12 protein-coding genes are annotated in these 12,516 nt (G+C 71.1%); 8 read left to right on the forward strand and 4 right to left on the reverse strand.

From position 1 onward, the window contains the following. Window positions 1-12 precede the first annotated feature (12 nt). Window positions 13-450, forward strand: coding sequence for a TIGR03667 family PPOX class F420-dependent oxidoreductase (locus H0B56_RS19075; protein WP_180894480.1), 438 nt, complete (start codon window positions 13-15; stop codon window positions 448-450). Between the two features lie 57 nt (window positions 451-507). After that, window positions 508-2,046: a lysyl oxidase family protein gene (locus H0B56_RS19080; RefSeq protein ID WP_180894481.1), complete on the forward strand. Its 1,539-nt coding sequence runs from the start codon at window positions 508-510 to the stop codon at window positions 2,044-2,046. An 8-nt stretch (window positions 2,047-2,054) separates the two neighbouring features. On the opposite strand, the gene H0B56_RS19085 is transcribed toward H0B56_RS19080, so the two are convergent. Next, complete coding sequence (locus H0B56_RS19085) at window positions 2,055-2,798, reverse strand: TetR/AcrR family transcriptional regulator (RefSeq protein WP_180894482.1); 744 nt, start codon at window positions 2,796-2,798, stop codon at window positions 2,055-2,057. Between the two features lie 89 nt (window positions 2,799-2,887). On the opposite strand from H0B56_RS19085, the gene H0B56_RS19090 reads away from it, so the two are divergent. The 3 genes from H0B56_RS19090 to H0B56_RS19100 all read left to right on the forward strand — a co-directional run bounded on the left by H0B56_RS19090 (window position 2,888) and on the right by H0B56_RS19100 (window position 7,387). Continuing rightward, window positions 2,888-5,515, forward strand: coding sequence for an efflux RND transporter permease subunit (locus tag H0B56_RS19090; protein WP_180894483.1), 2,628 nt, complete (start codon window positions 2,888-2,890; stop codon window positions 5,513-5,515). A gap of 85 nt (window positions 5,516-5,600) precedes the next feature. Continuing rightward, window positions 5,601-6,521, forward strand: a complete 921-nt coding sequence (locus tag H0B56_RS19095; protein WP_180894484.1) for a F510_1955 family glycosylhydrolase — start codon at window positions 5,601-5,603, stop codon at window positions 6,519-6,521. Between the two features lie 230 nt (window positions 6,522-6,751). Next, window positions 6,752-7,387 (forward strand): class I SAM-dependent methyltransferase, encoded by a 636-nt coding sequence (locus H0B56_RS19100; protein ID WP_180894485.1) that lies wholly within the window; start codon window positions 6,752-6,754, stop codon window positions 7,385-7,387. A gap of 21 nt (window positions 7,388-7,408) precedes the next feature. On the opposite strand, the gene H0B56_RS19105 is transcribed toward H0B56_RS19100, so the two are convergent. Continuing rightward, window positions 7,409-8,137, reverse strand: a complete 729-nt coding sequence (locus H0B56_RS19105; RefSeq protein ID WP_180894486.1) for a YwaF family protein — start codon at window positions 8,135-8,137, stop codon at window positions 7,409-7,411. Between the two features lie 76 nt (window positions 8,138-8,213). Next, window positions 8,214-9,140: an NAD(P)/FAD-dependent oxidoreductase gene (locus H0B56_RS19110; protein WP_180894487.1), complete on the reverse strand. Its 927-nt coding sequence runs from the start codon at window positions 9,138-9,140 to the stop codon at window positions 8,214-8,216. A gap of 78 nt (window positions 9,141-9,218) precedes the next feature. On the opposite strand from H0B56_RS19110, the gene H0B56_RS19115 reads away from it, so the two are divergent. Further along, window positions 9,219-9,803 (forward strand): helix-turn-helix domain-containing protein, encoded by a 585-nt coding sequence (locus H0B56_RS19115; protein WP_180894488.1) that lies wholly within the window; start codon window positions 9,219-9,221, stop codon window positions 9,801-9,803. A gap of 40 nt (window positions 9,804-9,843) precedes the next feature. On the opposite strand, the gene H0B56_RS19120 is transcribed toward H0B56_RS19115, so the two are convergent. Beyond that, window positions 9,844-10,218: an ArsR/SmtB family transcription factor gene (locus tag H0B56_RS19120; RefSeq protein WP_180894489.1), complete on the reverse strand. Its 375-nt coding sequence runs from the start codon at window positions 10,216-10,218 to the stop codon at window positions 9,844-9,846. A gap of 118 nt (window positions 10,219-10,336) precedes the next feature. On the opposite strand from H0B56_RS19120, the gene merA reads away from it, so the two are divergent. Together merA and merB are read left to right on the forward strand one after the other, a co-directional pair. Continuing rightward, on the forward strand, window positions 10,337-11,752 hold the full coding sequence (merA, locus tag H0B56_RS19125; RefSeq protein ID WP_180894490.1) for a mercury(II) reductase: 1,416 nt from the start codon (window positions 10,337-10,339) through the stop codon (window positions 11,750-11,752). Window positions 11,753-11,780: 28 nt separating this feature from the next. Next, a complete protein-coding gene (gene merB, locus H0B56_RS19130) occupies window positions 11,781-12,407 on the forward strand; it encodes an organomercurial lyase MerB (protein WP_180894491.1) in 627 nt (208 codons plus the stop codon). Window positions 12,408-12,516 lie beyond the last annotated feature (109 nt).

Raw genomic sequence — 12,516 nt, forward strand, 5'->3', positions numbered from 1 at the left:
AGCCTGGCGTTCATGTCGCCCGCAGTGCTTCCCGACCCGCAGACAGCCTTCGGCCGCCGCGTCCGCGAGCGGCTCCGCGACGACTCCCTGATCTGGCTCAGCACCGTCGGCCAGGACGGCACACCGCAACCGAACCCCGTGTGGTTCCTGTGGGAGGACGGCAGCGTGCTCGTGTACAACCTCCCGAGCGCGCACCGCCTGACCCACATCCGGCACCGGCCACGGGTGTCCCTGCACTTCAACAGCAGCGCAGGCGGCGGCGACATCGTGGTGCTGCGCGGCACGGCCACCCCGGTGGACGACGTGCCCCCACCGCACGAGCACCCGGGTTACCTGGCGAAGTACCGCGACGGCATGGTCCATATCAGCGGCAGCCCGGAGGCCTTCGGCGCGCAATTCCCGGCCGCGCTGCGCATCGACGTCACCCGCGTACGCGGTTTCGTCGAGTAGCGCCGCGACGCCCCCACGGGGTGACATATCCGGCCCGCACCGGGCACCCTGTGACGCATGACGGAGCCCGCGACGTTCGCAGGCCGGGTCACTCGCCCCCGGTCGAGCCGTCCCCGCCGGATCCTGGCTCGAACCTGCCCGGCGATCATGCTCGCCGCGGCGATGCTCGCGGCAAGCACCGCGACGACGGCGGGCGCCGACCCTGCCGCCGGCACGGATGAGCTACCCGACCTGGTGGCCGACCCGGTCGGCAGGGCGATCACCACGACCTACACCGACTCCTCCGGCACCCGGGCCCTACTGCGCTTCGACGGCTACGTGCACAACCAGGGCAGCGGCCCGCTGGAGATATACGGCACGGCTCGTTCCTCCGGCGAGATGACCGAGGTGTACCAGCGGATCTACGACTCGGACGGCGGCTCCGAGGACCGCACGACCAGCCCGGAACCGCGCATCCTGTTCGAGAACGCCGACGGCCACGGCCACTGGCACCTGCACGACGCCGCCGCGTACTCGCTGTGGAACGAGGACCGGACGCAAGAGGTGGCGCCGTCCCAGAAGGTCGGCTTCTGCCTTGTCGACTCCGAGCACGTCGACCCGTGGGGGCCGGACGAGGCCGGGTACACGCTCGACGGGCTGAACTTCTGCGAGCAGCACAACCCCGAGGCGGACGAGGTCGACATGGGTGTCTCGCCAGGGTGGCGCGACGTCTACCACCGGGACCTGGCGTTCCAGTGGGTGGACATCTCCGATGTCACGCCCGGCCGGTACGCGCTGCGTTCCGACGTCGACCCCGAGGGCGTGGTGATCGAGGAAGACGAGACCAACCCGCCTGCGTTCGCCGACACGGTGGTGCCCGGGTACGTGGCCCGGCCGCTGGCCGGTGAGGTCTCGTGGTCCCAGCCGACCAGGCTGGAGCTTCCGGCGGAATCGTACGGTGACGTCGACGAGCCGCAGTTCCGCATCGAGGAGGCACCCGAGAACGGGGTGCTGGACAAGACGGAAGGCGAGTGGTTCACCGGGTCCTCGGTCACCTACATCCCGCACCCCGGATACTCCGGCCCGGACAGCTTCCGGTTCTCCGTACGGGAGCGGGGCAACGAGTTCCCCAGGAACCCGCGGGAGGCCACCGCATCGCTCGACGTCGGCGAGGCGCCACTTCCGGTGCCCCTCGGTACCGGCGCGGGACAGCGGGCAGGCGCCACCTCCCGCGCTGTGGAGGCGCCCCGGACATCGGGTGCGGCGCACGGCGTGCCGGCCGGCTCCGAGGACGGCAGCGAGCGGCGCCGCGCGCCGGACGTGTCGGCACCGCTGCCGGAACCCGACGGATCGCCACTGGCCGGGCCGCAGGTGGAGCTGCATCACGGGGACCTGCTCGCCCGCACGGTCCCCTGGCATTCCGGAACGGTCGATCTGGCGGTGGCCGGTGACGGTCGGTCCCTCGGCTCGTGTACGGCCGAGATCCCCGCGGGCAGGCCGTACACGTGCCTGCTCGCCTCCGGCGTCACCGAGGACGAGCTCCGGGGCGCGCGGGCGGTAGCCACGTTGCGTTCCGGTGACCACCTACTCGAGACCGAGGACATTCCGGTGCGCTGAGCACCCGCTCACTGGCTGGTGGGTGCACCGCCTGCCGCTTCGAGTAGCGTCTCGGCCAGGGTCGTCATCAGCGCGGCAGCGGTATCCTCGGCGGACCGGTCGGTGATCCGTGTGTCCAGGTTGCCGTCCAGCCACAGGGTGGCGATGCCGTGCACCAGCGACCAGGCGCCCGTTGCCGCGCACAGCAACGCATCCTCGCCAGTGCCCTGCTCGACGTCCTGCTCGGCCTCGCGGTCCCCGTCGGCGTCGTCACCGGCCGCACCGCCGGCTTGGTGACCCTCCCGGACCTCGCGGACCGTATCGAGCAACACCGCGAACGCTCCCTCGCGCGCCTGCCGGTAGGTCGGGTCCTCGCGCCGGGTGTAATCGGCGCGGAACATCACGGCGAAGTGCTCCGGCTCGTCGAGCGCGAAGCGCACGTACGCCGTCCCGATCACCAGTAGCGCGGACTCCTCCCCCGCACCGTCCCGTGCGGCGAGGAGCCGCGCCCGCAGCATCTCGCATCCCTCGGTGGCGAACGCGGTCAGCAGCCCCACCTTGTCGCCGAAGTGGTGCGCGGGCGCGGCGTGGCTGACGCCCGCTCGGCGCGCCGCGGCACGCAGCGTGACCGCGTTGATTCCCTGCTCGCGCACGATCTCACGTACCGCCGACAGCATCGCTGCCGGAAGATCGCCGTGGTGGTAACGACCCTGCTCCACGCTCACCCGCACCTCCTCGCCGAGCCGCGACCCGTATCGCAGGCTCCTGTGCATGTGCCGGGCAAGTATAGACGACATCTTGACAGCGGAAAGTTCTGCTGAAAATCTATCCACTGTCAAGATGCTGCGACGACAGGGGCACCATGTCCGAACCGAGCCCGACGAACCTTCCCCGGTCAGCGCCGTACGCCCGGCGTCTCGGCGAGTGGGCCGCCCGGCACGCCCGCACGGTCGTGACCACGGCCGTACTGCTCACCGCGGCCCTTGCGATACCGCTGCTGACGATGGCACCCACCCAGTTCGCCTCCACCGAGCCCGACGGGCCCGCCTTCGACGCGCGCGACACCATCGAGCAACGCTTCGGCGGTGACGTCGAGCGCTGGTTCTTCATCGCCGAGGCCGCCGAGGGCGACATCCTCGAGCCCGACGCCCTCCTGGCTGTACACGAGCGCGCCGAGGCGCTGCGCGAGGACCCCGAGCTCGGCCCCATCCTCACCGCCCGGACGGACCCGACCACGGGCGCGGAGACCCTCGGGATCGCCTCCTTCGCCGACACCGTGGACATCACCTTGCGCCGGGACGGGCACGGCGGGCTCGAGCAGGCGAGCGAGGCGGCGGTGCGCGCCACGGTGGACGAGCTGATCGACTCGCACGGGGCCGAGGCCGTGAACCTGTCGCAGCTTGCCGACCGGGACGAGGACACCGGAACGTGGCGCGCACCCGCCATGAGCCTGTCCGTGCTCGCCGAACCAGGGGAGGCCGACAGCGACTCGGCAGGAGCAGCGTTCGGCAGTGACATCGCCGTCGAGGAACTGGGGCGCGAGATCCTCGCCGTGCTCGACGCCACCGGTGAGCTGGACGTGCACGGCGTCGCCCTCGACCAGAACCTCACAGCCGAGGAGCAGGGGCAGGCGGCGGGTCCCTACATCGGTTTCACCGTGCTGGCGATCGTGCTGGTCGTGGGGGCGGCGTTCCGCAGCTACTGGATCCTGGCGATCGTCGGCGGCGCGCTCGCCGCGCTCCTGGTTTGGCTGCAGGGCCTCGCCAACCTGGCCGGCCTCGCCGAAGACCAGATCCTCGCCACCGTCGTGCCGATCGCGATGATCGCGTTCGGGGTCGACTACGCCTTCCACTCCGTCGGCCGCTACCGCGAGGAGCGGGCCGCGCGTCACGAACCCCGCACCGCGCTCGGTCGCGGGCTCGGCGCGGTGAGTCCGGCCCTGTTGCTGGCGCTGGGTACCGGGGCGCTGGCGTTCCTCGCGACCACAGCCAGCCCCATCGAGTCGATCACGCAGTTCGGTATCGCCGCGGCGATGGCACTCGTCTCGGCCTTCCTCGTGCTCGGCATCGTCGTTCCCGCCGCGCTGGCCCTCACCGAGGAGCGCGTCACCACGGCCACACGCCGCTTCGGGCGTACGCTCACCGTGCTCGGCGGCCTCGCTGCCGCCGGGACGGTCATGATCACCGTGCTGTTGCTCGTCTTCCTGTCCCCGCCTGCGGGCCTGGCCCTGCTGGCCGGATACCTGCTGGCCTTCGTGCTGGTCCCGGCCTGGTTCGCGGGACGAGGGGGCAGCGGCACCGCAGAACCGGCGGGGGCATCCCGACCCCGCTCGGCTGGTGCCCCGTTCACGGTCCTCGCGCGCGGCGTGGTCGCCGTCGCAGCACGCCGGGCGGTCGTGCTGCCGCTGGTGGGGCTGTTGACCGCGGGCGCCGCGGTGTTCGCCGTGCAGGTCCCGGCCAGCTTCGACGTGGAGGACTTCTTCGCCGAGGACACCGGCTTCGTCACCGGACTCGACAAGCTCGACGAGCATGTCGGCGACCAGCACGGTGAACCAGCCGTCGTACTGACCACGGCCGACTTCGACGACCCGGCCGCACTGGCCACCGTGGACAGGTTCACCGAACGGCTCGCCGCCGTGGACACCAATCTGCTCGCGCAGGACCGCGACGGCCGGGTCGCGGTCGACCGGCAGGCACTCGACGAGCTCGGCGGCGCGAGCCGGCTCAGCCCCGCCGAGCGGTCCCAGGTCATCGCGGAGCCGGACGGGTCGGACCGTACCGCCATCCAGCTCAGTGTCGGCCTGGTGGGCAGCCGCGCGCAGGAGAACGTGGCGGCCGCGCGCGAGCTACTCGAACCGCTCGTCGCCGACCTGGACGCCGAGCTGTCCGAGCTCGACGACGGCGCCTCGGCGGTGCTGACCGGCGACCCGATCGTGCGGCAGGCCAGCCTCGACGCCGTCACCCGCTCCCTACAGGTCTCCCTGCCCATCGCGGTCCTGCTCTGCCTGGTGTGCGCGTGGGTCGCGCTGCGCTCGGTGCGCTACGCCCTGGTCACCGTCACGCCGATCGTACTCGTGGTGATCTGGCTGTACGGATTCATGAGCCTCGCCGGGTTCGACGTCAACCTCGTGACGGCCACGATCGGGGCGATCTCCATCGGCATCGGCATCGACTTCGCCACGCACATGACCATGCGTTACCGGGAGGAGCTGCGCTCGGCCCCTGACCGTTCGAGCGCGCTGCATGCCGCGACGCGCGGCACCGGTGCCGCCCTGACCGGTTCCGCGGTGACGAGTGTGGCCGGCTTCGTGATCCTGTCCTTCGCCCCGATGCCGATGTTCGCCGGGTTCGGGCTCCTCACCGCGGTGATGATCGTGCTGGCGCTCGCGTCCTGCCTGCTGGTGCTCCCCGGACTGCTGTGCTACGTCAGCCGCGACCCGTCCGCCGCCCGGCCACCGCGTGTCTTGGTCGCGGCGGGACGGCCCGCATAGCACCGGGTACCGCCCGCTGCCGTGCCGGGACACGAGTACTGTCTCACCTACCCAGCCTCCGGTGAGCCCGAGCGAGGAGCGAGACGTGATCGAGCGGTACGCGCGGCGACGCGCCCATGCACCCCTACGGTGGCCGTGGCTCGGCCCGGCGGCTGCCGCCGTGCTGCTGGCCGGCGCGTGCCAGGGCGATACCGACGGCGGCGGGGAGCACACGGGGCACGGCGGGGACGGCGGGCACGACACCGGTTCCGGCGGGGCCGAGATGGCGCACATCCACGGCCTCGGGATCAACCCTGCCGACGACGACCTGTACGTGGCCACGCACTTCGGGGTCTTCCACCTGCCCGAAGGCGAGCAGCCGGTCCGGGTCGCCGGGCACACCCAGGACGTCATGGGGTTCACCATCGTCGGGCCGGACCACTTTCTTGCCAGCGGCCATCCCGGTGCCGACGACCCGGACCAGCCACCCCACCTCGGACTGATCGAGAGCACCGACGCGGCCGAGTCGTGGGAACCGGTCTCGCTGCACGGCGATGCCGACTTCCATGCCCTCGAGGCGGCGCACGACCAGGTCTACGGTTTCGACGGCGTCTCAGGCCGGTTCATGGTCAGCGCCGATCAGCAGGAGTGGGAGCCACGATCGGACGTCCCGATGGCCGATATCGCCGTCTCACCCGAGGACCCCGACCTCCTCGTGGCCACCACCGAGCAGGGTCCGGTACGCAGCGAGGACGGCGGCAACGAGCTGACCCCGATCAGCGGCGCTCCCCAACTGTTGTTCCTCGACTGGCGCGACAACGGGAGCCTCGTCGGTGTCGACGCGGACGCAACGGTGCACGCCAGCACCGACGGCGGTGACACCTGGACCGAGGGCGACGCCGTGGACGGCAACCCGGCCGCGCTGGCGGTGCACGGTGACGAGGAGGTCTATGTCGCCACCGACGCCGCCATCTACCACTCCACCGACGGCGGCGAGTCGTTCGGCGTCTTCCACGAGCTCGGCTGACGACCGGGCGTGACGTTCCGTCGCGATGGATCCGGTGCGGCGCGCACCGGGTACGACCCTCTCCGGGCACTCTCCGGGAATCTCCCTGATGCTCCTGCCCGTGCTGGCGTGTTTACTGGAGCGAGGGGCATGGAAGCAGAGCGAGCCGAAGGACCCCCTCGGTACATATGTGGTACCCAAGGGGACCTTCGGCTCGTCCCGCTCAACCGCTGATAGGAGACACTGGACGCATGACGACGGAACGCGATCGACACCAGCGGTGGCACCGCTACTGGGACAAGCACGCCCGGACCTATGACCGGGAGATGCGGCTCATGGACCGGATATTCTTCGCGGGATCGCGGCAGTGGGCCTGCGAGCAGGCCACCGGGGATACGCTCGAGGTCGCCATCGGTACCGGGTTGAACCTGGAGTCCTATCCCGACGATGTCACCCTGACCGGGGTCGATCTCAGCGCGGAGATGCTCGAGGTCGCCCGCAAGCGGGCGGAGCAGCTCGGCCGCTCGGTCGAGCTGCGGCAGGCCAACGCGCACGAACTGCCGTTCGCCGACGCCTCGTTCGACACCGTGGTGTGCACGCTGGGCCTGTGCACGATTCCCGAGGAGAGAACCGCCATCGACGAGATGCGCCGGGTGACGCGGCCCGGAGGGCGGTTGGTGCTGCTGGATCATGTCGAAGCCGCATCCGGGCCGGTGCGCCTCATCCAGCGCGGCCTCGAGCTGGTCACCGTCCCGCTCGGCGGCGAGCACTTCCTGCGCAGGCCGTTCAACACGGTCCGTGCGGCCGGGTTCGAGATCGAGCACCGGGAACGGTTCAAGCACGGCCTCGTCGAGCGCCTCACCGCACGCCGTCCGGTCGACGCCTGATTCCGCGCGCCGCCGGGCGCGTCACGCCAGCGGGCGTGCGCGCTCGTCGCGGCGCTGATCCAGGCGCACCCACGGCCAGGTCATCAGCGCCCACGCCGTGAGCACCAGCGCGGCGACGGGAACCAGGTACCACGGCCACGGGCCGAGCACATCCAGCAGCGACGCCGTCCCCGGCTTGCTGTTGAGGTAACCGTAGTTGCTGCCCACGATGCTGTTGACGGTGAAGGCTGTCGCGGCCCAGCCGACCGTGACGGCGACGACGATGCCGTAGCTACGCCAGTCGGGGTGAATCCGCAGTCCCCACGTCAGGTAGATCGCCACCCAGATGACGAACAGGTGCATTCCCCAGAACTCGAAGAACGCGGCCGCCGGGAAGCCTGCGTGCAGCGCAGGGGTGAACAGGGCCTGCGTGCTCAGCACCAACCCCCAGTAGTAGGTCAGCGCGCAGGCCCAGTGCCGTCGGGACAGCAGCGCGTACGCGGCGAGCACACCCGCCAGATCGGACAGCTGCAACGGCAGCGAACCCTCGACGTTCCACCGGGCAGGCAGCATCTCGGACAGGATCAGCCCGAGTTTGGCCACCAGCAGCGCCACACCGACCGCGCACGCGACGTTGCGGGCCGTGACCGAGTCACCGTGCCTGCGCCCCGCCCAGACCAGCGATGCCGCCCCGGCCGCGAAGAGCAGCAGGATGACCCCGTGCGACAGCCCGTACGCGGAGAACTCCCGCGCAGGCGCGAGCAGCACCATACGCACGAGGTTACCCAGCTGCCCACCCCGTCGACCACGAACGGGCAACGATCGTGGCACGCCGCGGCGGCACCGCCTACCCGAGGCCTGCGGCGATGTCCTCCTCGACCAGCTCGGCGTTGAGCGCCATGGCCACCTTCGCGCCGCCTGCCGCCGCCACGATCACCGACGCGAAGCGGTCGGTGACGTTCCCGGCCGCCCACACCCCTGCGACGCTGGTGCGCCCTGCCTCATCGGTCACGACCCGGTCGCCGAGCGCGTCCTGCTCGACGTCGACTCCCAATGCGGCGATCGCCTCGTCGTTGGCGAGCATCCGCGTCGCGACGAACGCCGCCGAGCACGGAACCACACTGCCGCCGGCCAGCGCCATCCCCGTGAGCCTGTCGCCTTCCACCACGACGTGGTCGACCGTGCCCGCGACCACCCGGATGCCCCGCGCGTCGAGCCGCCGGGTCTGCCCGGCGTCGATCTCGCCCGCACCGTTGCGGATCAGCGTCACGTCGTCACTCCACTGGCGCAGCATCAATGCTTGATGCACCGACATCGGCCCGGTGCCCAGGACGGCGAGCGGCTGCTGGCGCACCTCCCAGCCATGGCAGTACGGGCAGGTCACCACGTCACGTCCCCACCGCTGGGCCAGTCCGGTGATCTCGGGTAGCTCGTCGGTGAGGCCGCTGGCCAGCAGGACACTCCGCCCGCGCACGACCCGGCCGTCGAGCAGCCGGAGCGCGAAGCCGTCCGCGGTCCGCTCCACCTCGCGTGCGTTCCCCCGCATGATCTCGGCCCCGTAGCCGGTTACCTCGGCACGCCCGATCGCGCGGAGGTCGCCGGGCGGCGTGCCGTCCCGGGTGACGAACCCGTGCATGTGCGCGGCGACGGCATTGCGGGGCGCTTCCGAGTCCACCACCAGGACCTGCCTGCGGGCCCGCGCCAGCACAAGGGCGGCGTTCAGCCCGGCCGCGCCACCACCAATGATCACGACATCGTTGTGCCGTTCGGTCATGTCGACCACCTCCACGGCCAACGCTGCTGCACCAGTGGCGGTATTGACAAATCTTTTTGCCGGAACTGCAATGAATGGATGAACCAGGATGCGGGGCTGGATGCCCTACTGGCCGAGGTCGGCCCGCGGCTGAAGCGGCTGCGCCAGCATCGCCGGTCCACGCTGGCCGGGCTGGCCAGGGCCACCGGCATCTCGGTGAGCACGCTCTCGCGCCTGGAGAGCGGCAGGCGCAAACCCAGCCTCGAGCTGCTCCTGCCCATCGCGCGGGCGCACCAGGTCCCGCTCGACGAGCTGGTCGGCGCCCCGCCCGTCGGTGACCCCCGCATCCGGCTCGAACCGAGACGCGCCGGTGAGCTCACCATCGTCCCGCTGTCCCGGCAGCCGGGGAACCTGCACGCGTTCAAGACGGTCATCCCCGCCACCAGGACCACACCGGACCCGCAACCACACGAGGGTTACGAGTGGTTCTACGTCCTCAGTGGACTACTACGCCTCGTCCTCGCCGACCAGGACGTGATCGTGCGGCCGGGCGAGGCCGCCGAGTTCGACACTCGCCTGCCCCACTGGTTCGGCAGCACGGGGGACGGTCCGGTCGAGATGCTCAGCATCTTCGGCCGCCAGGGCGAGCGGATGCACCTGCGCACCCGCCCCCGCGACACCTAGCATCACCGGCACGTGCCGGACCGGCGGACGCGGTACCGCCTCAGGCGCTGTCGCCTGCCGCGTCGATGCGCTCGCAGCCGGACAGCGCGGCACAGTTGTCGGTGGCCAGCGCGCGGGCCAGCGTCACGAGCTCGGCCACGCGGGGATCGGTGACGCAGTAGTAGTTCCAGCGGCCGTGGCGGCGCGCCCGTACGTAGCCGCAGTCGGCAAGGCAGGCCAGGTGGGTGGACACCCGTCCCTGGGAGAGGCCGACGTGGGCGACGCAGTCGCTGACCGAGTGCTCACCGTCGAGCAGGAACTCCAGCAGTCGCAGGCGCGTGGGGTCGCCGAGGGCACGGAAGAACTTCGCGAGCACACCCACCTGGTCCCCGCTGTCCGGAAGCAGCGTCGCCGCCTGCTCCGTGGCGCTGCTCATCGGGTTACCTCCCAGCGAGCCGAACGTATTTGCGTATGCGGATACTATCATGCCAGTATATTCGCATTAGCGGATACGATAGCGAGAGCGCGCCGGACAGCAGGAATCGAGGCCCCTCATGGAGTTCGATCTGGCGATCATCGGCTCGGGAGGCGCCGCGTTCGCCGCGGCGATCGCCGCCAGCAGGCAGGGACTGTCGGTGGTGATGGTCGAGCGCGGCACCGTCGGTGGGACGTGTGTGAACACCGGGTGCGTGCCGTCGAAGGCGCTGCTCGCGGCGGCGGAGGCCCGGCACGGGGCGCAGGCCGCCGCGAGGTTCCCCGGCATCCGGGCAGGCGCGGGCGAGGTCGCCGCCGGTGAACTCAACGCGGGCAAGGCGGACCTGGTTGCCGGGATGCGGGCCGAGAAGTACACGGGCCTGGCCACCGAGCACGGCTGGGAGATCCTGGCAGGCGCCGCTCGCTTCGTGCCGGGCCCCGCGTTGCGCGTCGAGCTGCACGAGGGTGGCACGCGCACCGTGGAGGCCGCGCACTATCTCATCGCGACCGGGTCGACCCCGTCGGTGCCACCGGTCGACGGGATCGCCGCAACCGGATACCTCACCTCGGCCACAGCGATGGAGCTGTCCGAGCTACCGGAGTCGGTGCTGGTGGTCGGCGGCAACTACGTAGGCCTCGAACAGGCGCAGTTACTCGCCCGGCTGGGGGTGCGGGTCGACGTGGTGGAGATGCTCGACCGGCTGGCGCCGACCGAGGAGCCCGAGATCTCCGAGGCCGTCTCCGGTGTCTTCCGCGACGAGAAGATCGGGGTGCACGCGGGCACGACCCTGGCAGGCGTGCACCGCGATGGCGAGGGGATCCGCGCGGAGCTGCACGGATCCGATGGGGATTCGTACGAGCTGCGCGCGCAGGAGCTTCTGGTGGCCACCGGCCGCACTCCCGTGACCGACGGGCTCGACCTGGATTCCGTCGGCGTGCGGCTCGGCGAGAGCGGCGAGGTCGCCGTCGACGCGGGGCTGCGCACCGACAACCCCCGGATCTGGGCAGCGGGCGACGTCACGGGGCACCCGCAGTTCGTCTACGTCGCAGGCGCACACGGCACGCTCGTGGTGGACAACGCCTTCCACGGAGCCGCGCGCGAGCTGGACTATCACCACCTCCCCCGGGTGACCTTCACCGATCCCGCCATCGCGGCAGCCGGGCTCACCGAGGCCGAGGCCCAGCAGGCCGGGTACGACTGCGACACCCGCGTGCTGCCCCTGCGGTACGTGCCCCGCGCACAGGTCAACCGCGACACCAGGGGGCTGGTCAAGCTCGTCGCCGAGCACGGGACGGGCCGCCTGCTCGGTGCGCACATGCTCGCCGAGGGCGCGGGAGACGTCATCGCCACCGCCGTGCATGCGCTGCACAGCAGCATGAGTGTCTACGAGCTCGGCGAGCTGTGGTGCCCGTACCTGACCATGGCCGAGGCTCTCAAGCTCGCCGCACAGACCTACACCCGCGACATCACCACGCTCTCCTGCTGCGCCGCGTAACGAGTCCACACCGACCACGGGAGCAGGCATGACCGACGAGTACCTCGCCGACCGGCTCAGCGAGACGCTGCGCCCCAACCTCACCGATCCCGAGCTGTCCTGGCTGTGGTCGCCGCTCCTGCGGCTCCTTGCCGGAGGCAGCCCCGTGCCGGTCGCACGGCTGGCCGCGGCGACCGGCCGCACCGAACCCGACGTGCGGCGGGCGCTGGCACGGTTGTCCGACACCGAGTACGACGAGCACGGGCGGATCGTCGGCTGGGGGCTCACCCAGCGGCCGACGCCGCACAGCTTCATCGTCGACGGGGTCGCGCTCTACACCTGGTGCGCGCTGGACACCCTGATCTTCCCGGCCGTACTCGACCGCACCGCGCGAGTGGAGTCCCCGTGCCGCGCCACGGGCGCACCGGTACGGCTCACCGTCACACCGGCCGGCATCAGCGACGTAGAGCCTGCCACCGCCGTGCTCTCCATCGTCGCCCCACAGGCGCAGAGCTCGGTGCGCACGGCCTTCTGCGACCAGGTGCACTTCTTCGCCGAACCCGCGTCCGCTCAGGACTGGAACCGCGAGCACCCCGAAGCCAGCGTGCTCCCCGTCGCCGAGGCCCACACGCTCGCGCAGCGGCTCAGCAGGCCGCTCCGTGACGCATGCGCATGACGTAGTGCAATCGTGACCTGACGGAGACGCACGGTGAGCTGCCTGGTCAGGCGGCCGCGACGAGGGACACCGCACGCCATCGGGCGACCCGGCAGGCGGGCGTACGGGC

Source organism: Haloechinothrix aidingensis (genome assembly GCF_013450155.1).
In the GTDB taxonomy this organism is placed as follows: domain Bacteria; phylum Actinomycetota; class Actinomycetes; order Mycobacteriales; family Pseudonocardiaceae; genus Haloechinothrix; species Haloechinothrix aidingensis.

What these genes read in the sequence shown, in the direction of transcription:
- H0B56_RS19075 (WP_180894480.1), top strand. Translation starts at nt 13, where the DNA reads ATGTCGCCCGCAGTGCTTCCCGACCCGCAGACAGCCTTCGGCCGCCGC.
- H0B56_RS19080 (WP_180894481.1), top strand. Translation starts at nt 508, where the DNA reads ATGACGGAGCCCGCGACGTTCGCAGGCCGGGTCACTCGCCCCCGGTCG.
- H0B56_RS19085 (WP_180894482.1), bottom strand. Translation starts at nt 2,798, where the DNA reads ATGCACAGGAGCCTGCGATACGGGTCGCGGCTCGGCGAGGAGGTGCGG.
- H0B56_RS19090 (WP_180894483.1), top strand. Translation starts at nt 2,888, where the DNA reads ATGTCCGAACCGAGCCCGACGAACCTTCCCCGGTCAGCGCCGTACGCC.
- H0B56_RS19100 (WP_180894485.1), top strand. Translation starts at nt 6,752, where the DNA reads ATGACGACGGAACGCGATCGACACCAGCGGTGGCACCGCTACTGGGAC.
- H0B56_RS19105 (WP_180894486.1), bottom strand. Translation starts at nt 8,137, where the DNA reads ATGGTGCTGCTCGCGCCTGCGCGGGAGTTCTCCGCGTACGGGCTGTCG.
- H0B56_RS19110 (WP_180894487.1), bottom strand. Translation starts at nt 9,140, where the DNA reads ATGACCGAACGGCACAACGATGTCGTGATCATTGGTGGTGGCGCGGCC.
- H0B56_RS19115 (WP_180894488.1), top strand. Translation starts at nt 9,219, where the DNA reads ATGAACCAGGATGCGGGGCTGGATGCCCTACTGGCCGAGGTCGGCCCG.
- H0B56_RS19120 (WP_180894489.1), bottom strand. Translation starts at nt 10,218, where the DNA reads ATGAGCAGCGCCACGGAGCAGGCGGCGACGCTGCTTCCGGACAGCGGG.
- merA (WP_180894490.1), top strand. Translation starts at nt 10,337, where the DNA reads ATGGAGTTCGATCTGGCGATCATCGGCTCGGGAGGCGCCGCGTTCGCC.
- merB (WP_180894491.1), top strand. Translation starts at nt 11,781, where the DNA reads ATGACCGACGAGTACCTCGCCGACCGGCTCAGCGAGACGCTGCGCCCC.